Source organism: Amycolatopsis sp. PS_44_ISF1 (assembly GCF_032335455.1).
In the GTDB taxonomy this organism is placed as follows: Bacteria; Actinomycetota; Actinomycetes; order Mycobacteriales; family Pseudonocardiaceae; genus Amycolatopsis.
In genome coordinates this window covers 1,786,362-1,810,556 of sequence record NZ_JANUXO010000002.1, presented here as the reverse complement: position 1 = coordinate 1,810,556, position 24,195 = coordinate 1,786,362, and the positions used below count along the sequence as shown (strand labels likewise).

Below are 24,195 nucleotides of genomic sequence, written 5' to 3'. Positions count from 1 at the left end.
CGACTGGTGGCGGGGCTTGGCGGCATGGCGAGGCCGCAGCAGATGGGTGGAGTTTCAAATGATTGGATTATCCATGTACTATTGGGTTCATGGATGACGCACAGTTGAACGAAGAACTGCTCGACTGCCTGTTTGCGATCCGCACCCAGGTCCATGGCGAGTTGAAGGGGCTGGCCCGCGAAGCGGGACTCACCGACACTCAGACCGACGTGCTGTGGAGGCTGAGTCGTGGGGACGAGATGACCGCGCGCCGCCTATCCGATCTCCTGCATTGTGATGCCTCAACCGCAACGTCGATGATCGACCGGCTTGAGAAGCGCGGGCTGGTCCGCCGAGTTCCCCACCCCACCGACCGACGCGCGAAAATTATCCAGCTCACCCTAGAGGGATGCGCACTGCGCGACCGCGTCATCGAGCACACCACCCGGCACTCGCCCTTCGCCCACCTCGACCATGAGAGCAGATTGCGTCTTCATTCGCTGCTCCGAGAGGTGAACGACGGTGTCCGGTCGGCGGACGAGCCCATCCCCGGCAAGAACAACCACGACAAGGAATAACAGCAATGAGCAGCGCGACCACAGTCATCACTGGCGGTGCGTCTGGCCTGGGGCTGGTGACGGCACGTCACCTGGTCAAAGCCGGGCAGAGCGTCGTCCTCGTCGGCCGTGACGCGGCCCGCATCCGGGCCGCCGCCGACCACCTGCGCCCCCTCGCCCCCGCCGGAGACAATGCGCCTGCACTGCGGACGTACGCTGCCGATCTGGGGCAGTGGTCACAGGTGCGCGACCTCGCGATGAATCTGGCCGCCGATGCCGTCTCGGTGGACGTGCTCATCAACAACGCGGGTGCGGCCTTTCCCCGATATGAACAGACAGTTGACGGTGGTGAGCGCACCTACGCGATCAACCACCATGCTCCCTTCCTGCTCACGCACGCTCTGCTCGCGGGGGGCGCCCTCGCCCCCAAGGCGCGGGTCATCAACCTGTCCACCTTCGTGGAGAAGCGCGGCAGGCTTGACGCTAGTGACCCCGATGTTGCGGGGACATCGTGGAACAGCCGCTTCTACAACCAGATCAAAGTCTACGCAACCAGCAAACTCCTTAGCCTTCTAGCCACCCGCGAGCTTGCCCAACGCCTGCCCGATGGCATGAGCGTCTACAACGCCAATCCCGGCATGGTGAAAGGCACCGCGATCAACAGCAACGCCGGCGGTCTGATGCGGCTGACGGCCCCGCTCTTCCGTCCCTTCGCCATCACCCCCGACGAGGGCGTGCAAACCTCCGTCTGGCTCGCCACCACCCCGTCGGCCCCGCAGCCCAGCGGCGGCTTCTTCAGCCGGTCCCAGCCGGACTCCCCATCCCCCCTCTCCCAGGATGACGCCCTCGCCCGCATCGTCTACGAAAAGACAGCCGCCCTCCTCGGCATCGCACCCATGACATAAACGCAGCGCGAACACCAGAGGCCCTGCTACGGCAGCCGCCGAATGGTCACCGCCCGCTGCGCGTCGGATAGTTCGCGAAGTCCGCCGACGCTCCCGGCGCCGAACTGCTCGCCGCCCAGCGGGCCAGGGAAGTGCCCTTGGAGACCGTGACCACCGCCCCGGCCCCACCTCACCTGGGCGGGCTGGGGCGCCTTCTACTAAACACCCACAACCCACGACGCCCATGAGGCCCCTATGCCCCACCCCAATGCACGATTGACTACCCACGGCAGACGGCTCCTGGTCGCCCGCGTCCGAGCCGGCAGGCCCATCGCTTACGTGGCCGACGAGATGGGCATCTCCCGAGCAACTGCCCATAAGTGGGTCCGGCGATGGCGAGATGGAGGCGACGGAGGGTTGTATGACCGCTCCAGTCGGCCCTTGACGACACCGCACCGCACTTCGCCCGACGTCGAAAGCCGCATCTGCAAGTTGCGGCGCGAGCGCAAACTCGGTCCCGCACGCATCGGACCGATCTTGGACATCCCCGCCTCCACCGTCCATCGCGTCCTGACCCGCCATCAGCTGAACCGGCTGAGCTGGATGGACCGGCCCACCGGGCAAGTCATTCGGCGCTACGAGCGCGAGCGTCCTGGCGAACTGGTCCACGTCGACATCAAGAAGCTCGGCAACATCCCCGACGGCGGCGGACATCGGATCATGCCCCGCCAGCAGGCCGCCGGCAATCGACAGGCCACAACCGAAGCGCGCAAGAACGGCAGTCCCAAGATCGGATACTGCTTCGTCCACACCGCCGTCGACGATCACTCCCGCCTCGCCTACAGCGAGGTCCTGTCCGACGAGCGCAAGGAGACTGCAGCCTCCTTCTGGGCGCGAGCGAACACCTTCTTCTCACAGCACGGCATCACCGTCGAGCGTGTCCTCACCGACAACGGTTCCTGCTACCGATCCGGGCTGTTCGCCCAGACTCTCAGCGCCGCCAGCATCATCCATAAGCGCACGCGCCCCTATCGCCCGCAGACGAACGGCAAAGTCGAGCGCCTGAATCGCACCCTGCTCGACGAATGGGCGTACATGCGCCCGTATCCCAGCAACGCTGAACGCACGGAAGCCCTCACCGGCTTCCTCCACACCTACAACTACCACCGATGCCATGCCGCGCTCAGCGGTCAGCCGCCTATCAGTCGCGTCAACAGCCCCGCGGGTCAATACAACTAGGCCGCTGTCACTGCGGCACCCGGCGTTCCCCGTGGAGTTGCAGGGCTGGTCACCGGAGTGCCCGGCGACGCCGATGATGCGGCGCACGTCCCGGGCGGTGGTGTTCCGATTCCGCCCGGCGAGCCGTCGTTCCTGTGCAGAGTGTCCTGCTCGGTGTTTCGCGAGGTGCCTTTCCTGCCGGGGCGGGGGCGGCCGGGGGCGGTGTTGACCGGTCCGGGGGGGCGATGGTGTCAGCGCGCGACTTCGACGTCGTCCAGTACTCCCAGGGCATCCGGGACCAGCACGGCGGCAGAGTGATAGGCGGACACGAGGTAGGAGGTGATCGCGTGGTCGCTGGTCCCCATCAGCCGGACGTTGATGCCCGGCTGGTATTCGTCGGGGAGCTTTGCGGGGCGCAGCCCGATCACCCCGGCGTCGTCCTCGCCGGTGCGCAGGGCGAGGATGGAGGTGGTGCCGGTGGCGGTGACGGGAATCTTGTCACACGGCAGGATCGGCACTCCGCGCCAGGCGTTGACTCGTTTCCCGTCCACGACGGTGATGCCGGGGTAGACGCGGTGGGCGGTGCAGGCCCGCCCGAATGCGGCGATCGCGCGGGGATGGGCGAGGAAGAACTTCGTCTTCCGTCGCCGGCACAGCAGGTCGTCCATGTCCAGCGGCGTGGGTGGGCCGGTGCGGGTGGTCATGCGCTGTCCGAGGCCGGCGTTGTGCAGGAGCCCGAAGCCGGGGTTGTTGACCAGTTCGTGTTCCTGGCGTTCGCGCAGGGCTTCGATGGTCAGCCGCAGTTGTTGTTCGAGCTGGTCGTGGGGCTGGTTGTAGAGGTCGGTGACCCGGTTGCGCACCCGCAGCACGGTTTGCGCGACGGCGAGGTCGTATTCCCGCGGCGCGGGATCGTAGTCGGCGTAGGTGCCGGGCAGCGCCGGTTCTCCGTCATGCCCGGCGGACAGATCGATGGTGGCTTCACCCTTGGTGTTCTGTGGTTTCCGCGGCCGCCTCGCGGCGTCGGCCACATGGGTGCGCAGCGAGTCCAGCCGCCCGTTCAGCCGCGCGTAGGTCGCTGCCGGTAACACCAGGGTGGTGACACGGGTGGCCGCACGGGCGGTGAACGCCCACCTCGCACGCTCACCGGTGAGCAGTTCCGCGCCGAGGTGATCACCGGCGGTGGCGGTGGGCAGCGCGGTCTCGTCGCCGTAGTGGCCGGCGCGGTGGCGGGTGACTTTGCCGTGGGCGATCAGCACCACCATGTCCAGTGGGGTGCTTTCGCTGAGCAGGGTCGCGCCGGGTGCGTACTCGCGTTGCTCGAACGCCTCCGCCAGTGCCGTCAACGCCGCCTCGTCGTCGAAGTCGCGCAGCAGTTCGAGTTCGGTCAGTTCGGCGGGAACGACGTGGACCTGGGCGCCGGTGGTGTAGAAGGTGAGTTTCCCGTCGCCGAGGGCGTAGGTCAGCCGCCGGTTCACCCGGAAACTGCCGGCGGCGACGTCGACCCAGGGCAGCTGGGTGAGCAGCCAGCGGGGGGTGATGCTCCGCATCTGCGGCCGGGATTTGGTCGTGGTGGTCAGCGTCCGCGCCGCGGCGACATCGAGGGACCGCTGCGGGGCGGTGTTGTCGCCGGTGCCGGTCATGGGGTCGTCCGCCGATCCGGTTCGGCAGCGGGCCGTGTGGTGGTGGCGGGGGTGGTGCGGGCGGCGCCGGTGCCGAGCCCCGCCGGCCCGAGCCCCGCCGGCCCGAAGGCCGGCGGGGACAGGCCGGGCCCGGGCTTCGGCGGACGCACCTGCGGCGGTCGGGGCGGGGCCGGCATCAGCTTTCCCGGCCGAGTTCGACGTTTTCCAGCACCGCCAGCGCGTCCGGGACCAGGACCGCCGCGGAATAGTAGGCCGAGACCAGGTAGGAGATGATCGCCTGTTCGCTGATGCCCATGAACCGCACGTTGAGCCCCGGCTGGTATTCGTCGGGCAGCCCGGTTTGGTGCAGCCCGACGACGCCCTGGGCTTGTTCGCCGGTGCGCATCAGCAGAACCGGGCTGGTGCGGGTGTCCGACACCGGGATCTTGTTGCAGGGCAGGAGCGGGACGCCGCGCCAGGCGGGGATCTGATGGCCGCCGAGGTCGACCGAGCCGGGGTAGAGGCCGGCTTTGGTGCATTCGCGGCCGAACGCGGCGATGGTGGCGGGGTGGGCGAGGAAGAAGCCGGGGTCCTTCCAGACCAGGGTGAGCAGTTCGTCGAGGTCGTCGGGGGTGGGTGGGCCGGTGCGGGTGGGGATGCGCTGGGCGAAGTCGGCGTTGTGCAGGAGGCCGAAGCCGAGGTTGTTGACCAGCTCGTGTTCCTGGCGTTCGCGCAGGGCTTCGACGGTGAGGCGGAGTTGCTGCTCGATCTGGTTGTAGGGCTGGTTGTAGAGGTCGGCGACACGGGAGTGCACGCGCAGGACGGTCTGGGCGACGGAGAGTTCGTACTCGCGGGGCTGGGTGTCGTAGTCGGCGAAGGTGCCGGGTAGCTGGGGCTCGCCGTCGTGACCGGAGGCGAGGCAGATGTCGGCTTCGCCGTGGTCGTTGGACGCCGCCGTCCTGCGGGCTTGGTAGGCGCGCAGGTGGGTTTGGAGGGTCCCGGCGCGGGAGAGGACGTCGTCGAAGGCCGCGCGGGGGAGGGTGAGGACGGTGCAGGCGGTGACGGCTTTGGCGGTGAACTCCCAGATGCCGTCGGTGCGGGTGAGGGCGGTGTCGCCGAAGTAGTCGCCGTCGGCCAGGGTGGCGAGGGTGGTGTGGTCGCCGTAGGCGCCGGCGCCGATCTTGGTGATTTTGCCGTGGGCGATGAGGAACACGTGGTCGGCGGGGGAGCCGAATTCGGCGAGGATGTCGCCGGGCTGGTAGTCGTGCTGGGTGAAGCGGGCGGCGAGTTCGGTGAGGACGGTGTCGTCGTCGTAGCCGCGTAACGGGGCGAGTTCGCCGAGTTCAGGGGGGATGACGCGGACGGTGGCGCCGGTGGTGGTGAAGGTGACGCGGCCGTCGCCGACGGCGTAGGCGAGGCGGCGGTTGACGCGGTAGGAGCCGGCCTCCACGTCGATCCAGGGGAGGGCCTTGAGCAGCCAGCGGGAGGAGATGCCCTGCATCTGGGGCACGGACTTGGTGGTGGTGGCCAGGGTCCGTGCGGCGGCGCGGCCGAGGCTCAGTGGTGCCGGTCCGGGTTCCACCGGGTCGGTGACAGTCACAGCGAAAACCACCCAATCGGTTCGGAGAGTGTCAGGACTGGTAACGGGGGTTGGTGGCGTGCCAGGTGAAACCGCCACCCATCCAGGATCGGACCCCCACGAGGAAGCGCTGCAGTTCCGGGGACGGCACGGCCATCAGCTCGCGGTGGCCTTTCTCGAAGTCGTGGACGATCCGGTTGTGCAGCGCGATGGTGGCTTCGACCGCGTCCTCGACCGGGCAGCCCCGGTCCGCGGCGATCTGCAGGACCATGTTGCAGACCGGGTTCTCGTCGGCCGCGTCCTTGTCCACCGAGAACAGGTCGTTGACGAGCACCGACGCCGTTCCGGCCCGCATCATCGCCTCCCGCACCCGCGGGTCGTAGTAGAGGGGCGCGGCCAGCTCGTAGCCGCCGACGGCGTCGACCAGGGTCATTGACGTGTAGAAGCTGTCGTGCTGACGCGCCGCCAGATATTCCCATGCCGGTGGATAGCGGCCGGTGTGACGCCATGCCGCGTAGGCGTCCCAGCTGACGAACATCGCGAACGTCGCGTAGCAGACGCGCTGCACGAGCACCGGCGAGCCGTGCCGGCCCAGGTGGTCGATCGCCGAGTGCAGCCCGGCCAGGATCGGGTCGGCCCGCAGCGCTTGGTCGAGCGGTGCCGTGAACTCCCCGGCCGGCGCGACCGGATCCATGGCCGCCATCACGAGCGCCAGGCGCGGCGGGAGTTCGGTGGGCGCCGCACCGAGCTCGCTGTCGTCGGCGTAGTAGTCGTCTGCCGCCCACCAGACCGCGTTCAGCTGCGCCGCGACGAGCAGCCGGTCCGGGTCGTCGCAGTCGCTGTGGGCGAGCATCGCGAGCCTGCCGAATCCCGCGCCCGCGATCTGCTCGAGGCCCGCGCCGGTGAACCCGCAGTCCCCGGCCCACGCGACCAGCCGCCGGTCGACCTCTGCGGCGAGGGTGTCGTCGATGCGGCCCGCCACCGGGCAGTACAGCGGCGACGCGCTGCCGTCTCCCCACGGCAGATAGGCATACGCCGGGTCCGGTCCGGGCGCCGGCGCGAACTGCGTCGCGATCCGCGCCGCGGACGTGCCGAGGCCGAACGGTCCTGCCAGCGCCGACGCGGCGTCGCCGGCCGTCCACTGTGCACACCCGGTCATGGTGGTCTCCCTGGGCTCAGACGCGGTCGGCGGCGATGAGCAGGTAGTGGAAGCTGCCTTCGCGGTACGCCGTCAGGAACGGGTCCTCGATGCCGGTCGCGACCGACGACTGCGCCCGCAGCTCCCAGTAGGGGATCGTCGCCGCGGTCAGGTCGACGACGGTGATCGGCACGAACCCGTTGTCGGAGAGCGCTTTGAAGTAGTCGCCGCGGGGGTGGATGTTGCAGATGTAGTGCTGGTCGATCTGGCTCACCGCCCGCGACCGGCCACCGGTGACGTCGTTGTAGCACCCGGTGATCGTCACGTACCGCCCGCCCGGCACGAGCTGCCGCGCGTGCTCGGCGAACAGCTCGTGCAGGTCGACATACATCGTGCTCTCGTTGTTCCAGATACCCTGGAACGCCCCGGTCTCGAAACCGGTGTCGAGCATGTTCCGCAGGTGGTACCGCACCGAGCCGTCGATCCCGCGCTGCCGCGCGTGCCCGTTCGCGAACTCGATCTGCTGTTCGGAGATGGAGATGCCCTCGACCTGGCAGCCGAAACGCAGGTGCGCCATCACGCTCGTGCCGCCGCGACCGCAGCCGGCGTCCAGCAGCCGGTCCGAAGGCGAGATCGGGCCCAGGTGGTCGAGCAGCACCTCCGCTTGCGCCGTCTCGAGCCGGTGCATCTCCGCGATGATCGTTTCGTCACGCGTCGCCTCGGGCGTCTCGAGGACGGCCGGGTCGTAATCGCCGAGCCCGTAATGGTGGTGGTACAGACCGTCGACGTCGCCCAGCCGGAGGTTGACCGGATCCTTTTCCGCGTTCCAGTAGTCGGCGACCGACCGCTGGTAAGCGGTGCGGGCCACGGGCTGGTCGATAGCGGTCATAGGGCATCTCCTCGGTCGGTTTCGCTGGGGGGACAGGGGAATCGGCCATCGCCGGACCAGGTGCCCCGGCTTCGTCCCCTGGGGATCGACGCTAGCGCCGCGAGTTTCGCGGGGACAAGGAGCTTTCACTCGCGCCGCGCGGGCATTGCCCGTCTGGCCCAGCGACCGCCCTGCACGGGGTGGCGCCGCTACGGCCCGCGACACTCGATCGGGAGCCGGTGGGCCCGGCCGGGGGACGGCACGCCACCGTCGGTGCCAGGCGATGCCGGTGTGCTCCATCATGGCTCCAGCACGGCCCGCGCCGGGACATCGCCTGGGATGAGCGAAAGTATGCCGATCCGGGCCAGCAGGCGATCGGCGCCGGGCGCACGGGCAGCGGAACTTGCCGGTGGCTGCCGGCGTCGCCGGTATGACGCTGATGCCTCGGCGCCCGTGGACCAGTTCACCCGGCTGGGCGACTGGAAGAACACGTTGAGGCAGTCGATCCGGTGCCGCTTGATGTTGTGCCCGCCGGGTTGGGACCTGGCGTGGGCCAGGTAGCGCTCCAACAGCGGCCGGTCGACGTCGGCGAGCGAGTCGGCACCGACCATCGCTAGGAAGTCGCTGAACCGGGTCAGGGCATCGACTCCGGCGCGGGCCGCGCCGATGCTCAGCCCGGACGTCAGGCGCAGCCGAGTCCATCGCTTGCCCAGATGACGCAGCCGGGGATGGGTGATGCGGTCGAACCGCAACCGGTCGCGACCACAAGGGCGACCGCCAGGTCCGGCGATGCCCGGCAACCGGTCCAGCCGCCAGATATCCCTGGGATATCCGACTTCCCAGCCGTCGCCGTCGCGTAGTGCTTCGATCGCATAGCGGGCATCGAGCAGGAAGATCAGCGATTGATCCGGGCGAGCTGCGGCCGCGACGCGCCACTGCTCCTCGCTTAGGTCCAGCAACGAAGCGATGCCCAGCGTCGAGACGAGCCGGACAGCGGGTGTGACCATGCGCGGCGGTGCGACGCGGGAGCGCGCGTCGTAGCGACATTGCAGCGCGTACCGAAACTCTTGTCTCAACTGCGGAGCGAGACGCGCAGATCGATGTGGGCGGTACCGACCAACTCGCAATCGGTGACGAACCGTTCGAGATCGGGTCGACCGTGTCGAAGCCAGCGGGCATAATGGCCTTCGCAGAACAGTTTCGTGCGGCTCTCAACCCACAGATCACCGAACGGCAGCCGACACTGCGCTGATGCGAGGTTCTCGGGCGTCAGATCGGGGTCCTCCCAGGCGGAGAGGTCAGGCTGCCCGGCGCGCTTCCCATAGCCACAGTGCGTGCGGCACAACCCGCTTCGGTGCCACCGCGAATGTCGGCACCCTTCGACCATGCAGGCCGCCAGCGCCCTGCGACCCAATGTCGGCGGACCGGGATTGGCGAGGAACTGCTCCATCGACGAGTAGTTCTCCTTGCGGAAACGCTGCCAGTGGGCGCAGCACAAGCGTTGCTTCAGCGGTTCCGCGGTCCGGTCGCAATCGGCGGCGATGCACTGGTCGGAGATGAAGACAGGGTCGTTCGACGCGGGAACGTAGATCTCGGCGCGGAACTCCGGCCGGACCACAGTCATAATCCTCGCCGGCACCGAACCCGCAGCGGGCTTCTCGGCAGGTTTCACCAGCGGACCTCCCGCCCGGTGAACCAGCCCGCAGCCTCCAACGTTCGGCGGGCGTCCTCGACGGTGAGGTGACCATACGTGTCGATCGCGGTGGTGATCGAGGCGTGGCCGAGCAGCTCCCCGTTTGCATCAAAAAGACCGAGCAGCAAAGCTGTGGATCGCTCACTACAGGTGACTTATCCCAGGTCAGAGACTGTATCAGGTCCGGCGAGACAAGACAGCCACTGTCCTGTCTCGCCGGACCTGATGCGAGCACGCCGGAGTTGACGCGCGTCGCGCGCTACCTGATGCGGGTCTCACGAAAGTGATGCCGGGGGCCTCTCGCGCAGCTGTTCGGCAGGGCCGACCGGCCGCCGGGGCGCACATGGCCTTGTCCCGTGCCGCGACTGAAGACTTCACCGCTCCTCACCGTCTGCCGAATGGCTGTATTCAATCCGGCGAAAAGCGTAACGGTGCGCGGTCAGCCACGACTCACCAAGGTGAGAGCCACATCACAGAAGGGAAGTTCGTGATGACAACCCGCGCAGCCACCGTCGCAGCCGTGCTCACCGGCGGCATCCAGACCGGCCTCACCCTGCGGCGCTGCTGACCACATCGCGCCGAACGCCTGGGCCCATCCGAGCCGGGCCTGCCCCAGGATCGGGGCCAGACCCGGCCCGGCACCTCCCGCCAGAACGAACGCGTGAGCCCCCACGGCGCCGGACGCAACGATGAATACCCACCCGCCGCGGCGGGCGAGTTCCCGCCCGCGCACCTCGGGCAGCCACCACACCACGAAGGAGCACCCCACCATGATCACCTCATTACGGCGCACCGCCACCGCGGGCGCGATCACCGCCCTGGCCGCCAGCATCGTGGCCACCGCCCCGGCACAGGCCGTTCCCCAGGACCCGCCCGTTCTGGTCACCTGCACCGGCGGCCACGGCACCTACCGCATCCACCAGGACCAGACCGTCAACGGCCACGGCGAGTTGACCGGCTGCACCTCACCGTCCTGGGCCGGCACCCGGACCGCCACCACCACCAGCACCGGCACCGCCACCAGTACTGGCACCGCCACCACCAGTACTGGCTCCGCCACCATCGGCGGCTTCGAAGAAACGACGCTCCTGATGCGCACCGTCACTACCATCGTCTGGCATCTTGTGGACAACCCCACTACCACCGAGTCCACCGACCAGGTCTTCACCCGCACCCCCGCCACCACTGACTGGGGAACCGAACAAGGCACCGGCACCTCCACCGACGGCACCATCTTCACCCCCTCCACCTACGCCGACGCCGACCGCGTCACCACCGTCACCAGCACCGGATCCGGATCCGGGACAGGCAACCCAGTCAACGTCATTGTCCAGGTCATAACATCGATCCTGAACCTCATGAGGCTGCATCAGTAGCGGCGGCGGGGTGGTCCCGGGGCACGGGCTCCGGCCATGCCCGGCTCGGTCCTCGGGTGCAGGGCGTGGCGGCAGCGGTGAGGGTGACCGGCCAGGTACGGGTGATGGCCTGCCAGGCGGTGCGCAGCGACACGTCCTTGGGCCAGGACGAAGCCAAGATCCGCGGTCGGGTGTCCGAGCTGGATTGGGCCGCCCTCGCGCACGCCCAAGCGATCGTCAAGCTCGATGGCTCCCGCATTAGCCACTTTCTAGTGGAACAAAACCCCTCGATGTGGTCTCAACCGATCTGAGTCCGCGCAGGTCGAGAAAGGACGCAAGTGGCAGTTGTAACGAGCCAGGACAGCCGCCACGACGGTGCCGCCGGGCCCGCTAGCGGACGCCACGCCCCCGGACGGCCGGTGAGACCCCGGCCCGGGCCGCCCAGCCCGCACCGACGACTCCGAGCACCTGGTCGTGATCATCGGATCCCTCGACGATCCCGGCGAAGACCGGATCCGGGCCGGTCACACGAGACAGCGAGACCTGCTGACCGCCACCGCGGCCGGTCTCGACGCGACGCTGCTCGCTCCGACGGTCGAGGTGCCCGCCGCCCGGACCCTGCTGGGCGGGGGCTGGTGGCCCAGGCTGTCCTGCGCCTCGGGCACACCGCCCCCAGCCTCGCGACGGTGAACGACGTCGGCATTCGGGTCACCTTGCCCGGTCCGGCATCTGCATCACCCGGGCATCGGCCGGCGGGCAGGTTTCTTATCCGGGCGGGACCGGCGCGTCCGCGTGATCACCGTCGCGTGATCACCGCGGTTCATCGCCGAGTCCGGTGAGATCTGGCCGACGGTGTCCGCGCGGGTCCCGGATCCTCCTGGGTGGGCCGGAGGAGCACGGGTGCCGCCGGGACGGGCCAGGTGTCACCGTGGCCGCGCCTGCGTGGCCGGTGCGGTTCGCCGAGGCGAGCCGGGGTGTGCCGGTCGCGCGGTCACCGTGCGAGGTGATCCGGCTCAGCCGGTGATGCTCGCCGTCCCCGTTTCGAGGTGCCCGCTGAAGCGGCGCAGAAATCGCGGGTCGGCGTCGAGCGTGGCCGAGAGGTCGTACCAGCCGGAACCGTAGTCGATGACATTCCAGTCCTCGATCATCGTCTGGCCTGCTGCCAGTGGGTAGCTCCACGGGCCGTCAGCACGGTAGTTGCTCGCGGCCACGGTAATTCCGACCGTGGTCGTGCCGCTGTTGTGCATGGTGAGGCGCAGCTTGTTCTGCGCGGTGTAGCTCCCGGTGACCTCGACGCCGGCTCCCGCGCTGTTGGCGTCGCCGGTGAAGACCCAGCGGAACCGGTTGGGCCCGTGGACAGCGATGCCGTACTGGCCGCCGCCGAACATCTGGATTCGCCAGGTGTCGCTGATCTGGGCACCCGGCGCGAGGTCGTAGGGCCACGGCCCGTCGGTCTGCCCGTCGGTGCGGTAGGCCATCAGCTGCACCGCCGCGGTGCCCTCGTTGGCCAAGGTCGTGGTGAGGATCTGATGGTCGGCGCTCACTGCCGCCCCCACCGATGGCTGGTAGGGCAGCGGCCGGGCCGGGCGGGTGCCCGTTTCCTGGACCGGGGCCTGTTGCCCACCGGGGACGGGCGGTGCGGGCTTCGGCAGCTTCTGCTGGGTGTCGTCGGCCTGCTGGCGCATCGCGGTCGTGTCGGGCAGCACGGGGATCTGGAGGTTCGTGGCACTGAAGTCGAAGCACGTCATCAGGTCGCCGGAGATCGCGCGGCGCCACGCACTGATGTTCGGCTCGGCGACGCCCGTCCAGCGTTCCAGGAACCGGAGCACCGATGTGTGGTCGGTGACCTCCGAACTGATCCAGCCGCCGCGGCTCCACGGCGAGATCACCGTCATCGGCACCCGCGCGCCGAGCCCGATCGGCTTGCCGCCGATGTATTCCCCCGCGGTCCCGGGCGGTGCGATCGGAGGCGGGACGTGATCGAAGAAACCGTCGTTCTCGTCGTAGTTGATGAACACCACGGTGGATTCCCAGAGCTTCGGGTTGGCCCAGAGGGCGTTGAGCACGGCCTGGGTGTATGCGGCGCCGTCGACCGGGCGTGCTTCGGGATGTTCGCAGTAGCCGTAGGGCGCGACGATCCAGGACACCCGCGGCAGCGATCCGCTGGCGCAGTCGGCGGTGAACTCGGCCAGGACGTGATGGACGTCCTTGCCCTGTCCTGAGTCCGGGGCCCAGTCCTTGAGGACTCCGGCTCTGCGGGACAGCTCGCTCGCGTAGTCCTGGTGGTAGGCGTTGAAGAGCCAGAGGGGGTTGTCGCCGTAGTCGCCGATGAACGGGGGGTTCTTGTCGCCGGCGGCGGGGTGTTCGGTGTTGGCGTAGACCTTCCACGTGACTCCCTGCTGCTGCAGGCGTTCGGGGTAGGTCGTCCAGCCGAACACCGGCTGGTAGTCGTTGGCCGGGTTGCCGTTTGCCGGACCGCCGTTGCGTCCGTCGGCGTCGATGGTCCCGGTGAACAGATAGAGCCGGTTGGGTGTCGTCGCCCCTTGCACCGAGCAGTGGTAGTGGTCGCACAACGTGAACGCATCGGCCAGCGCCCGATGGAACGGGATGTCGCCGGCGCTGAAGTATCCCATGGTCATCTCACCCTTGGCGGGTATCCACATGGTGTTCGCCCCGCCTGCGATGGCCTGGTGCTGATCGGACCAGCCGTGGCCGAGGTCGCCGAGGTCCTGGCCGTCGACGCGGCTGGTGTCCACCTGGAACGGCAGGAGATAGCCACCGTCGGTGCGACTGGGGTCGGGCTGGTGGAAGATGTCGCGGCCGTCCGGCTGGACGATCGCCGAGCGGTCGCCGTAGCCACGGACGCCCTTCATCGTGCCGTAGTAGTGGTCGAACGAGCGGTTCTCCTGCATCAGGACAACGACGTGCTGGACGTCGTCGAGACGGCCGCGCACTCGGGGCTCGGCGAGTGCCTCGACCATGCCGGGCGCCAGGGCGCCGAGGGCGCCGGCGGCGGCGATCCCTCCGAGGAAGCTGCGGCGGGTGAGTCCGGAACGATGTGGGCCGGTCATGACGGAACCTCCAGGGAAATGTCGGCGGTGGGCAGCCGAAATGGAGAAAACCAGTGGCGGGGGTTGATTCGGGCAGGCATCGCGCAGCGCGGGATCGTGTCGATGTCCTCGGCGGCACCGCGCAACCAGCCTGCTGTGATGCCGCGGTGATCCGCGGTCCGGGCCGACGGCTGCCGGGGTCCGGTGCCTGCGGCCCTCGGCACCCGGCGCCTGCGGTTCAGGTCACGGTGAGGTCATCGCAGTAGGCATATCCGGTGCCGGTGCTCTGGAAGCAGTAGACAGTCGCCGTGCCGGCCGAGGCGCCGGTCGTGAACTGGACCGACCCCTGGGTGTAGCTGGTCGCCGTCACGGTCGCGTAGGTCTCGGGGCCGCCGTACGCCTTGACCCCGATCCGGACAGCGGCGCCCGTACCCGCGGTTTTCGCCCAGCCACTGAGGGTGTAGGTGGTGCCGGGCGAGACGGTGACCTGCTGCTCGGCCGAGGCGGGGGCGGTACCGAGCCGCAACGCGAAACCGCCGCCGTGGGTGTTCCCGGCCACTGCTGAGGCGTCGTGCCAGGCGTACCACGGCGTGAGCGAGCCGGACTCGAAACCACCATTGGCCAGGCGGGCGCAGCCGGGGGATACGGGCGAGCGCTGGTGAGCGCCGATGTCCGGCGCGCAGGAAGGGGGTACCGGGTTGCCCCAGTAGTCTCGCCCGCCGTTGCCGAGGATGGGCCTGCCGGCCCCGATCGCGGGGGAATCGGCGGCGATCTGGTATCCGCCGGCGCTGCTGATTCCGGTACCGGCGCCGCCGGGCGAGGTCAGCATCGGGTCGCCGGTCAGCTGGCCGGCGGGGCCGCCGGGGTGGTTGCCGTTGAGGATGTTGCTGGAGAAGGTGTACCGGCTGGCGTAGTGGGCGTCAAGGTAGCTGTAGCCGCCGGAGCCCTGGTTGACGATGATGTTGTTCGTGATCGCGAGCGCGGTCGCGGTGTTGTACTCCTCGAGGATTTTGGTGGTCGAACCGGGGCCGAGATACACGGTGTTGTTGTAGAACGCCCCGTCGGTGGCCCCCGCTGCCATGATGATCCTGGACTTGTCGTTCTGGCTGACGTTGTACCGCACCACGCCGTTCGCGGACGTTCCACCACAGCCGCAGTAGAGGATCATGCCGCCCTCGTTGTCGTGGCTGTAGTTGTACTGGAAGACGGTCCGGTCGGTGCCGTAGTCGATGTCGAAGGCGGTTCCGTCGTTGGTGTTCGCGGGCCGTCGCACACGGTATGCCTCGTTGTACTGGAATGTGACGCCGTCGGCGTTCCACGCCCAGATGCCCGCGTTGTTGACCCCGGACCGCATGTTGACGTCGTAGGCGACGTTGTATTCGGCGAGCCCGTCTGCGGTGTACTGCATGACGATGCCGTCCCCGCCGATGTCGTGCACGGTGTTGTTCCGCACGATGACATCGCTCCACGGGTAGTAGTTGTCCACATGTGCGGGGCACCCGTCCCAGCCCATCGATGCGCGGCACCTCCAGGTGGTTGACATGGTGATGCCGGAACGGTCCACCGAATAGACGTCGTTTCCGTCGAGCACCACGTCGGCGAACTTCGTCCGGGTCGTGTCACCGAGCACGTCGAGGTGGATGCCGGAGCTGCCGCCGAGATCCTTCGTGTTGTCCCCGTTGACGTCGTGCACCGTCAGGTTGGTCAGCCGGTAGTGGGTGCCGGTGCCGAAGTCCCGCAAGGTGATATAGACGCCGCGGCGGTTCCCGGCCGTGGCACCGTGGTTGGTGACCTCCAGGTTCCGGATCTCCCAGTACTGCTGGTTGTCCAGCCGGACGGCCTCGGGTGCGCCGCCGCCGGCGATCAGCGGCTTGGCGCCGGTGCCGTAGGTGTCCACGATTACCGGTGCGCCGGCCGCCCCGGAGCCCTGGGGCTTGAGCACCCCGTTGCAGCTCGTGCCGCGTTTGATCAGGAGCTGCTCTCCCGGCTGGAAGACCTGACCGTTGACGGCGGTGAGGGTGTTCCACGGGTGGGCGACCGTGCCGTCGCCCGCGGCGCCGCCCGAGCAGTCCAGGTAGTAGGCGGTGGCCGTCGCCGACGCGGGTGGCGAAACGCCGGCGGTGAGGCCCGCGACCGCAGCCGCGGTCAGGGTCAGGCGGCCGAGCAGGCGCCGGAAGGTGTGCCGCATGGTCAACTCCTCGAAGTGGGGGCGGGAACCGGGGACAGCAGGTCGTGCAGCGCCGGGACGATCCGCTGGGCGGGGGTGAGCCCACCCCATCGCTCGGCGATGATTCCGCCGCTGGTGACGAGAACGGTCTCGGGCACCGTGGCGGGCCGGTACACGGCGGCGGCGGCCGCGCCGGACGCCTTCCCGAGCACCGCGACGCCGGCCCGTCCGAGGTCCCAGTCGTTCGCGGCGTTGACCAGCTCGTCGTCACTGGCGCGGCCGGTGCCGTCCACCGCGAGCACGAGTGCGTCTCCGGCGTGCTGAGTGGCCGCACTCTTCAGTACGACCAGCTGGCTGCGCGAGGGCGAGCCGAGCCCGCCGGTGAAGTCGACGAACGCGAGCAGGACGGCACGCCGGGCCGCATCGACCCGATGTCCGTCGGCGGTCGTGCCCGTGACGGCGGGGACCGCCGACCCGGTCAGGGGCGCGGTGGCAGCGGAACTGCCCGCGACCGGGCCGGCGGCGCATGCGCTCGGGCCGACGATCAGTACCGCGGTCAGGAGCGGGGCGGCGAGCGGGCACTTACGTCGTCGGGTCATGGCCACCCTCACCAGTGCGTCAACAGAGTTGCTAAATAATCAGCGCGCACCTCTTGATTGTCAATAGTGTGGATGAATTCGGGGATATGGGGGTGCGGCAGGCAGCGGGGCGCGCGGACGCAGCACCGCCACGGTCGCTTCTTCAGTGCCTGCCGGGGACCTCAAGCGGCTGCGGGCGGGATGCCGTCGCGGCGCCGGGCTCGGGGAGGCCGGGCCGCGGTGGGCCGGCGCCGCCCGGTCGGAGGCGGCAGCGGGCGCGATCGGCCGCGATGGTGGCACCGGCCCGGATCCCGTCCGCCGGGCCGGCTTCCGCGCGAGGGCGAGCGCCGGTGATGCCGGGCTGCGGCGTTCCGGGGGCCGGCGGGAGACCCGCGGCGATGCGGTATTAAGGCCGGGGCGTCACGGCGGCGGCGAGGGATTATGGGGTTACGCCAGCTGTTCCCGCAGCGCCGCGACACGGGCCTCGATGTCCGTGCCGTCGCCGATCAGCGGGCGGCCGAGCCCGACGGCCAGCGCCCCGGCGGCCAGGTAGGCGCGCACCTGCCCGATCGCCACCCCGCCGACCGGTACGAGGGGGATGTCATCCAGCGGGGCGCGCAGGGCGCGCAGATGGTCCGGGCTGACGGCGGGGAAGAGCTTGACCGCGGCGGCCCCCGCATGCCACGCGGACATGACCTCGGTGGCCGTTGCGGCGCCGCACAGCACGGGAACGCCGAGCCGGCGGGCTTCGTCCAGGACCTCGGTCACCAGTGCGGGGGTGACCAGGAACGCCGCACCGGCCTCCACCGCCGAACCGGCGTCGGCGGCGGTGCGTACGGTTCCGGCGCCCACCAGCGAGTTCGCCGGCCGCAGGGTGGCGATGGCGTCGAGCGCGCCCGGCGTGTTCAGGGTGATCTCGACCAGCGGGAAGCCGAGGTCCGCCAGGGTGGCGGCCTGGCGCACGGCGGTGTCCGCGGACGGGGCACGGACGATCGCGAAGGCCCGCCGCTCGGCGAGGACGTCCGTGATCACCATTCGGCGAACGCTCCGTCCCGGTGCCGCCACACCTCGTTGCGCCATGCGTGGCCGAGCTCGGCGGCCCGGCGGACGGCGGTTTCGTCGACCTCGATCCCCAGGCCGGGACCGGTCGGCCGCGGGATGTGCCCGTCGGTCATGGCGAACACCGCCGGGTCGAGGAGATACTCCGGCGGGCCGCCGCCGGCGTAGCCCTCGCCCAGGCTTTGCTCCTGTATGAGGAAGTTCGGAGTCGCCACGTCGACGTGGAGGCTCGCGGCGAGGGTGATGGGCCCGAGCGGGCAGTGCGGCGCCACGGCGACGTCGTGCGCCTCGGCCATGGCCGCGATCCGGCGCACCTCGGAGATTCCCCCCGCGTGGGACAGATCAGGCTGGGCGACGGCGATGCCGGTGCCGAGCACGTCCCGGAAGTCCCAGCGGGAGAACAGGCGTTCTCCGGTCGCGATCGGAATCGTGGTGCCGGCGGCGACGCGGCCGAGATCGCGGGCGTATTCGGGGAGCACGGGTTCCTCGGCGAACAGCGGGAGGTAGGGCTCGAGGACGGGCAGGATGCGCCGGGACGCGGCGGTGGAGAACCGGCCGTGGCAGTCGATGGCGATGTCGACGGCGTGGCCGACCGCTTCGCGCACAGCGGCGACGCGCTCGGCGATGCCGCGGACCGCGTCGGCGGATGGGAGGTGGGGCAGCTGCCGGGACGGGGTGAATTTGACCGCGGTGTACCCGGCTGCGGCTTTGGCCGCCGCGTCGTCGGCCAGTTCGGCCGCGCTGTCGCCGTGGATCCAGGTGTACATCCGCACGCGATCCCGGACCGGGCCGCCGAGCAGGTCGTACACCGGCACGCCCAGGGCCTTGCCCTTGATGTCCCACAGCGCCTGGTCGATACCGGCCACCGCGCTCGAGAGCACGGGCCCGCCGCGGTAGAAGCCGCCCTTCGACATCGTCTGCCAGTGGTCCTCGATGGTTCCCGGGTCGGTACCGGTCAGTCTCTCGAGGAGAGTGGTGACGCAGGCCCGGACCGTTTCGGCGCGGCCTTCGACAATGGGTTCACCCCATCCGCTCACTCCTTCGTCGGTGTCGATGCGCAGGAACATCCAGCGGGGCGCCACGAGAAAGGTCTCGAAACCGATGATCTTCATGGTCTCCGTCCACGATTGCGCGGGCTCATGCGGTGGCTAGTAGCGCGGCGGCGATCCCGGGGGTTTCTCGCAGCACGAGCGCGGCACCGCCGAGGGCGCCGGCCCGCGCCCCCAGCTCGAGTGTCGCCGCGACCACCTCGACCTCCCGGGTGGCGGCCATCGCGTATCGGTGCAGTGCGGTCCGCAAGGGCTCGAGCAGCACCTCGCCCGCATGGGCGAGTTCGCCGCCCACGACGATGCGATCGGGGTTGAGTAGATTGCAGATGTTGGCCAGCACCCGGCCGACGAGCCGGCCGACGTCGTCGAGTACACCGAGGCACGCCCGGTCACCCGCCTCGGTGGCGGCCAGGACGTCGGTGAGCGAAACGTCCGGGCCCAGGCTGGGGCGGAGGGCGGCGAGCACGGCCGGAACGGCTGCGTACTGCACCAGGCAGCCCCGGTTCCCGCACGGGCAGGCCGCGCCGTCGATGTCCACCGACATGTGCCCCAGCTCGCCGGCGCCGCCGGACGCGCCGCGGTAGAGCGCACCGCCGACGAAGATGCCGGTGCCGATACCGCTGGAAAGCCCGACGTAGAGCAGCTGTGCGGTGTCGCGGCCGGCGCCGTACATCGACTCCGCGACTGCCTCCAGCCGGGTGTTGTTCTCCACGAAGACCGGCACGTCGAGATGCGCGCCGAATTCCGCGGCGACATTCGTGCCGGCCCACGGCTGGCCGGGCAGGGACGCCGCGACCACTCCCGACGCCGGCGAGACCTGACCGGGCACGCCGACACCCACGCCGATCAGGCCGCAGCGCAGGTGGCCGGAGGTGTGCAGCAGGTCCTCCAGCAGAGCCAGGCCGGCCGAGACTCGTTCGGCCCGCGAGGCGCCGGGCGGCACCGAGACGCCTGCGTCGGCGATCGGGCCACCGGAGAGGTTGGTGAGATGGCAGTGGATGTCCTGGAGCGTGAAGTCCAATCCCGCGGCCGCCCCGGCCGCAGGGTTGACCGACAGCACGTCGCGCGCCCGCCCGTCCACCGTGCGGTCGTTCGGCGGCTCCCGCTCGAGCACCAGGCCGCGGCCGATCAGCTCCGTGACGATGGTGGACACCGTCGTGCGGGACACCCCGGCCAGCCGGGCGAGCCGCGCTCGATGCATCGGCCCGTCCTCCAGCAGCAGCGAGAGCAAGCGCTCCTGATTGGTGCGCCGCAAGCTCTGGAGCGAACCCCCAGCCTCGGTCGTCATGGCACAACCATACCGCGTCGTCCATCATTTGCGTCAACTGTCTTGACATACTTCGGCGGAACGTTCAGGGTTCTGTCCCATCCCGACCCCGACGAACGAGGGACCAGCGCCGATGCCGCCGAACGCTTCGCTCCAGCCCCTGGTCGTCGTGACCGGCGGGCTCGGCCGGATCGGTGCGGTGATCGGTCCCGCGCTGGCCGGGTCCGCCCGGATCCGTGTCGTCGATCAGGCGACCTCACCGCCGCAGTTCGCCGCGGAACTGGTTTGCGGCGACCTGTCCGACCCGCGTACCGCCGACCGGGCGCTCGACGGCGCGGACGCGGTGGTGCACCTGGCCGGTCTCGGCGACCCCCGCGCCGGATGGGAGGAGGTCTACCGGGCCAACATCGTCACGACCCGGCACGTGCTCGAGGCGGCGGAGCGCCACGGTGTACGCCGGATCGTCCTGGCCGGCTCCGTGCACGCCATGGGTGAGTACAACCGGCCGGCCACCCGGCCGGTCGACCCGGCCCGCCCACCCCGCCCGTGTTGCGCCTACGGCCTGAGCAAAGTCGCCGTCGAGCTGCTCGGCCGCCTGCACGCCGAGCGGACCGCAGCGTCGGTGGTGGTCCTGCGGCTGGGCCTGACCGGCTGGCCGCTGACCGAACGCCGATACCTCGGCATGTGGCTGTCCGACCGCGACGCGGCGCACGCGGTCCTCGCCTCGCTCACCGCACCGCCGGGTTTCGGCGCCCACTTCGCGGTGTCGGCCAACACCCGCCGCCACTGGGACACCGGCTCCGCGACCAGCGCATTCGGCTACCGGCCCCGTGACGACAGTGAGATCTGGGCGGCGGTCACCGGACCGCCCGCCGAACACGTGTGCCGGCTCTTCGGTCCCGCCGAGGACCCGCCCCGCCCATCCCGCTACGACAGGAATCCCCGATGAAGCACATCCACCACAGACCGGCTCGCTGCCTCGCGGCCGGACTCACCGCCTGCCTGACACTGACCGCGTGCAGCAGCTCCGGATCCTCCGGTGCCGACGAGCTGACCTACTGGTCGCTGTGGCGCGCCGAAGAGCCCCAGGCACAGGTGATCAAGGCCGCGGTGGACAAATTCAGTGCCGCGACCGGGGTCAAGGTCCACCTGGAGTTCCAGGGCCGCGACGTGCGGACCAAGATCGGCGCGGCCCTGGCCGCCAACCGCGGGCCCGACCTGTGGGACCAGGGCTCGGATGTCATCTACTCGGCCACCGTGCTCACCGGGCAGGCTGCCGACCTGTCCGACGTCTACGCCACGGCCATCCCGGGTGAGGGCGCCAAGGTGGGTGACGTCGTCCCGGCCAAGTACCTCGACGTGCTGCCGAAGGACCCCGACGGCGGAAACCGGTGGATGGTGCCCTACGAGGTGGTCTCGGCGCAGATGTTCTACAACGGCGCCGACCCCGACTTCGCGAAGCCCCCGCGGACCTGGGACGAGTTCATGTCGTTCTGCGCGACGCTCAAGGCGAAGGACAAGCCGTGCCTGGCCTCCGACGGTGACCTCGGCTGGGAGAACTTCCTGCTCCTGGATTACCTGCTGGTCCGCGATCACGGCCCCGGTACCCTCGCCCGGCTCTACCAGGACAAGACCGCAGCCGCGTGGGCGGACCCGGGTATCCGGGCCACCGTCGAGCGGGTCGGGCAACTGACCCGTGGCGGTTACCTCAGTGCCGGTTACGACGCGTCGAAGGCGCCCACTCAGCAGACCAAGTGGGCCCAGGGCGGCGGCGGGTTCCTGGTCAACGGATCCTGGGTGCCCTCGGAGGTGGCGAAGCTGACCGCGCCGGGCGGGAAGCCGGCGGCGCCCGCCGTGCCGGTGACCGGAGGCGGCAACGACCAGGCCGACGTCACGCTGTTCGGCTGGTCGGTTCCCAAGAAGGCGAAGAACCCGGCCGCGGCCAAGAAGTTCATCGCCTACTTCATGAACAAGACCGTTCTGGGCGGCATCGCGACCACCGGCGGCAACATCACCCCCCGGACGGACATCCCGGCCCCGGCCGCCCTCGCCGACGTCCAGAAGATCCTCACGGCCTCGCCTTCGCGGCCCGTGCTGGACAACCTGCCCGGCGACTACGGCGACAAGGTCCTCTTCCCCGCCTACCTCGACCTGTGGCGCGGCAAGACCGATGCCTCCGGTTTCGTCGCCGCGGTGCGGGAAGCGCAGGCCGCCTACTGGAAGAGCCAGAGCTGATGACTGCTCTGGTCACCCGGCCGTCCGCGCCGCCGCGGCCCCGCCACCGCAAACGCGGACGCGGGACGAATGCGCTGGAACGTCAGCGCCGACGGATGTTCTGGCCGTTCGTCGGGCCTGCTCTGATCGTCTACGGTCTGCTCTTCCTCGCACCCATCGCCTATTCGGCGTGGACCAGCCTGTTCAAGTGGGATGGGCTCGGGGACATGCAATGGCGGGGACTCGGCAACTACGGCTCGCTGGTTCAGGACCCGGTCTTCCGCACGTCGGTCACCAACACGCTCAAGATCCTCGTCATCGGTGGCGGGCTGACCTTCGTCGTGGCCTTCGCGCTGACCCTGGCCCTGCGCGAGCTGAAGTCCCGGATGTTCGCACGGTCGGTGCTGTTCTTCCCGTGCCTGATCAACGCGCTCGTGTTCGGCGCCGCCGCCGGGTTCCTGTTCAACCCGGACGGCCCCGTCAACGCCGCCCTGCGGGCGGTCGGGGTCACGACCCCGCCGCGCTGGCTGGCCACCGACAACCTGTTCACGCTCATCCTGTGCGTGCTGGTGTGGAGCTCGGCGGGCTACTACACCACGATCATCATGGCCGCGGTCGACCAGATCCCCGGTTACCTCTACGAAGCGGCCGAGCTGGACGGCGCGGGTGGCTTCCGCCGTTTCTGGCACGTCACCCTGCCCCTGGCCTGGGACGTGGTGACGGTGTGCGCCGTGCTCTGGACGGTCAGCTCGGTGAAGGTCTTCGAACTGGTCCTGCTGTTCGGCGGGGGCAACGCCGGCAACCCACCGGCCGAGACGTGGACGACCGCGGTCTACGTCTACGCCACCGCCTTCCCCCAGAACTCTGCGCCGAAACTGGGCCTCGCCTCCGCCGCGGCGCTGGTGAGCCTGGTTCTGGTCGGCCTGTTCACGCTTCTGCTGCGGCGCATCATGCGGCGTGAGCCCATCGAGGACTGAGGAACATCGTGCGTTCTCCGCTGAAGAACCCCGCCCGAGTCCTGGGTGGAGGCCTGCTCTGGCTCATCGTCGTCGCCGACCTCGCCCTGCTCGCCTGGATCCTGCTCACCTCCCTGCGCTCGACCACCGACATTTTCCACTCCCCGTTCGCCCTGCCGAAATCGGTGGACATCGGCAACTACACGAAAGCCTGGCAAAGCGGCGGTTTCGGAGACGCCGCGCTCGCGAGCGTGCTGGTGGCGACGGTGTCGTCGGTGCTTGCCGTCGCGGTCGCGGCACCGGCGGCGTACATGCTGGCCCGGCGACGTACCCGTACGTCCTCCGCGCTCAGCATGACCTTCGTGATGGGTGTGGGGGTGCCCGGCCAGGTGCTGCTGGTACCGCTGTTCACCGGGCTGGCCCAGGTGGATCTGGTCAACAGCTACACCGGCCTGATCCTCGTCTACACCGGGCTCGCGCTGCCCTTCACCGTCTACCTGCTCACCGGATTCTTCGCCGGAGTCCCGGCCGTCCTGGAAGAGGCGGCGGTGATCGACGGCGCGAGCGGCTTGCGCACCTTCACCCAGGTCATCCTGCCGGTGGTCCGCGGCGGGCTGATCACCGCATTCCTGCTGCAGTTCATCAGCGCCTGGAACGAGACCCTGTTCGCCGTCGTCCTGATGCAGTCCGCGGACCGGGTGACGCTGCCCGTCGCCCTGGTCAACTTCGTCCGCTCCCAGCAGTTCAGCGGAATGGATTGGGGCACGATGTTCGCCGGGATGTGCATCATCCTGGCGCCCATGATCGCGCTGTTCTCCTGGCTGGGCAGCCGCATCGTCCAAGGCATGACAGTAGGCATCGGCAAGTGACCGCGAACCGCAGACGTCGCACGTCGCCGGAACGACCAAAGCTGGCGTGCCTCGCGCGAGCGACTGCTGCGCAGGTGAAAAGCAGCCCCCAGCCCA

At 69.5% G+C, this 24,195-nt stretch carries 23 protein-coding genes; 10 read left to right on the top strand and 13 right to left on the bottom strand.

What is annotated here, in order from left to right:
• The first annotated feature begins 89 nt into the window (after positions 1-89).
• The 3 genes from NYF13_RS22445 to NYF13_RS22435 all read left to right on the top strand — a co-directional run bounded on the left by NYF13_RS22445 (position 90) and on the right by NYF13_RS22435 (position 2,659).
• On the top strand, positions 90-557 hold the full coding sequence (locus tag NYF13_RS22445; protein WP_315659384.1) for a MarR family transcriptional regulator: 468 nt from the start codon (positions 90-92) through the stop codon (positions 555-557).
• A 5-nt stretch (positions 558-562) separates the two neighbouring features.
• Positions 563-1,441 carry an SDR family NAD(P)-dependent oxidoreductase gene (locus NYF13_RS22440; protein ID WP_315659383.1) on the top strand — a complete coding sequence of 293 codons (879 nt, stop codon included), beginning with the start codon at positions 563-565 and terminating at the stop codon, positions 1,439-1,441.
• 234 nt (positions 1,442-1,675) lie between these two features.
• Positions 1,676-2,659, top strand: coding sequence for an IS481 family transposase (locus NYF13_RS22435; protein WP_315659381.1), 984 nt, complete (start codon positions 1,676-1,678; stop codon positions 2,657-2,659).
• A 230-nt stretch (positions 2,660-2,889) separates the two neighbouring features.
• Here NYF13_RS22435 and NYF13_RS22430 read toward each other — a convergent pair whose 3' ends face one another.
• The 7 genes from NYF13_RS22430 to NYF13_RS22400 all read right to left on the bottom strand — a co-directional run bounded on the left by NYF13_RS22430 (position 2,890) and on the right by NYF13_RS22400 (position 10,376).
• Positions 2,890-4,278 carry a family 2B encapsulin nanocompartment shell protein gene (locus NYF13_RS22430; RefSeq protein ID WP_315659380.1) on the bottom strand — a complete coding sequence of 463 codons (1,389 nt, stop codon included), beginning with the start codon at positions 4,276-4,278 and terminating at the stop codon, positions 2,890-2,892.
• A gap of 175 nt (positions 4,279-4,453) precedes the next feature.
• Complete coding sequence (locus tag NYF13_RS22425) at positions 4,454-5,857, bottom strand: family 2B encapsulin nanocompartment shell protein (RefSeq protein WP_315659379.1); 1,404 nt, start codon at positions 5,855-5,857, stop codon at positions 4,454-4,456.
• 31 nt (positions 5,858-5,888) lie between these two features.
• Complete coding sequence (locus NYF13_RS22420) at positions 5,889-6,995, bottom strand: family 2 encapsulin nanocompartment cargo protein terpene cyclase (protein WP_315659378.1); 1,107 nt, start codon at positions 6,993-6,995, stop codon at positions 5,889-5,891.
• Positions 6,996-7,011: 16 nt separating this feature from the next.
• Entirely contained in the window at positions 7,012-7,863 is an 852-nt protein-coding gene (locus NYF13_RS22415) for a geranyl diphosphate 2-C-methyltransferase (RefSeq protein ID WP_315659377.1), read from the bottom strand.
• Positions 7,864-8,141: 278 nt separating this feature from the next.
• Positions 8,142-8,849 (bottom strand): hypothetical protein, encoded by a 708-nt coding sequence (locus NYF13_RS22410; RefSeq protein WP_315659375.1) that lies wholly within the window; start codon positions 8,847-8,849, stop codon positions 8,142-8,144.
• Positions 8,850-8,914: 65 nt separating this feature from the next.
• Positions 8,915-9,514, bottom strand: a complete 600-nt coding sequence (locus tag NYF13_RS22405; protein WP_315659374.1) for a hypothetical protein — start codon at positions 9,512-9,514, stop codon at positions 8,915-8,917.
• A 460-nt stretch (positions 9,515-9,974) separates the two neighbouring features.
• Positions 9,975-10,376 carry a hypothetical protein gene (locus NYF13_RS22400; RefSeq protein ID WP_315659373.1) on the bottom strand — a complete coding sequence of 134 codons (402 nt, stop codon included), beginning with the start codon at positions 10,374-10,376 and terminating at the stop codon, positions 9,975-9,977.
• Between NYF13_RS22400 and NYF13_RS22395 the strand changes: the two genes are divergently transcribed.
• The 3 genes from NYF13_RS22395 (at position 10,369) to NYF13_RS22385 (ending at position 11,580) form a co-directional block, all read left to right on the top strand.
• Entirely contained in the window at positions 10,369-10,911 is a 543-nt protein-coding gene (locus tag NYF13_RS22395; protein ID WP_315659372.1) for a hypothetical protein, read from the top strand. The genes NYF13_RS22400 and NYF13_RS22395 overlap by 8 nt on opposite strands.
• Before the next feature lie 65 nt (positions 10,912-10,976).
• Positions 10,977-11,201: a hypothetical protein gene (locus NYF13_RS22390; protein WP_315659371.1), complete on the top strand. Its 225-nt coding sequence runs from the start codon at positions 10,977-10,979 to the stop codon at positions 11,199-11,201.
• A gap of 163 nt (positions 11,202-11,364) precedes the next feature.
• Positions 11,365-11,580, top strand: coding sequence for a hypothetical protein (locus tag NYF13_RS22385; RefSeq protein WP_315659369.1), 216 nt, complete (start codon positions 11,365-11,367; stop codon positions 11,578-11,580).
• 323 nt (positions 11,581-11,903) lie between these two features.
• On the opposite strand, the gene NYF13_RS22380 is transcribed toward NYF13_RS22385, so the two are convergent.
• The 6 genes from NYF13_RS22380 to NYF13_RS22355 all read right to left on the bottom strand — a co-directional run bounded on the left by NYF13_RS22380 (position 11,904) and on the right by NYF13_RS22355 (position 20,081).
• Positions 11,904-13,961: a phosphocholine-specific phospholipase C gene (locus tag NYF13_RS22380; RefSeq protein WP_315659367.1), complete on the bottom strand. Its 2,058-nt coding sequence runs from the start codon at positions 13,959-13,961 to the stop codon at positions 11,904-11,906.
• Between the two features lie 217 nt (positions 13,962-14,178).
• The gene (locus tag NYF13_RS22375) at positions 14,179-16,128 is read right to left on the bottom strand and encodes a carbohydrate binding domain-containing protein (RefSeq protein WP_315659366.1); all 1,950 of its coding nucleotides are present in this window, start codon (positions 16,126-16,128) and stop codon (positions 14,179-14,181) included.
• A 2-nt stretch (positions 16,129-16,130) separates the two neighbouring features.
• Complete coding sequence (locus NYF13_RS22370; protein WP_315659364.1) at positions 16,131-16,706, bottom strand: hypothetical protein; 576 nt, start codon at positions 16,704-16,706, stop codon at positions 16,131-16,133.
• Between the two features lie 426 nt (positions 16,707-17,132).
• A complete protein-coding gene (locus tag NYF13_RS22365; protein WP_315659363.1) occupies positions 17,133-17,720 on the bottom strand; it encodes a bifunctional 4-hydroxy-2-oxoglutarate aldolase/2-dehydro-3-deoxy-phosphogluconate aldolase in 588 nt (195 codons plus the stop codon).
• Complete coding sequence (gene dgoD / locus NYF13_RS22360) at positions 17,714-18,856, bottom strand: galactonate dehydratase (protein ID WP_315659361.1); 1,143 nt, start codon at positions 18,854-18,856, stop codon at positions 17,714-17,716. The genes NYF13_RS22365 and dgoD overlap by 7 nt, the downstream gene beginning before the upstream one ends.
• Before the next feature lie 25 nt (positions 18,857-18,881).
• Positions 18,882-20,081 (bottom strand): ROK family transcriptional regulator, encoded by a 1,200-nt coding sequence (locus NYF13_RS22355; protein WP_315659359.1) that lies wholly within the window; start codon positions 20,079-20,081, stop codon positions 18,882-18,884.
• A gap of 112 nt (positions 20,082-20,193) precedes the next feature.
• On the opposite strand from NYF13_RS22355, the gene NYF13_RS22350 reads away from it, so the two are divergent.
• Genes NYF13_RS22350 through NYF13_RS22335 form a run of 4 tightly spaced genes read left to right on the top strand, consistent with a single transcriptional unit; the run spans position 20,194 to position 24,099 of the window.
• Positions 20,194-21,009 carry an NAD(P)-dependent oxidoreductase gene (locus NYF13_RS22350; protein ID WP_315659357.1) on the top strand — a complete coding sequence of 272 codons (816 nt, stop codon included), beginning with the start codon at positions 20,194-20,196 and terminating at the stop codon, positions 21,007-21,009.
• A complete protein-coding gene (locus tag NYF13_RS22345; RefSeq protein WP_315659355.1) occupies positions 21,006-22,295 on the top strand; it encodes an ABC transporter substrate-binding protein in 1,290 nt (429 codons plus the stop codon). The genes NYF13_RS22350 and NYF13_RS22345 overlap by 4 nt, the downstream gene beginning before the upstream one ends.
• Positions 22,295-23,251, top strand: coding sequence for a sugar ABC transporter permease (locus NYF13_RS22340; protein ID WP_315659353.1), 957 nt, complete (start codon positions 22,295-22,297; stop codon positions 23,249-23,251). The genes NYF13_RS22345 and NYF13_RS22340 overlap by 1 nt, the downstream gene beginning before the upstream one ends.
• A gap of 8 nt (positions 23,252-23,259) precedes the next feature.
• Positions 23,260-24,099, top strand: a complete 840-nt coding sequence (locus NYF13_RS22335; protein WP_315659352.1) for a carbohydrate ABC transporter permease — start codon at positions 23,260-23,262, stop codon at positions 24,097-24,099.
• Positions 24,100-24,195 lie beyond the last annotated feature (96 nt).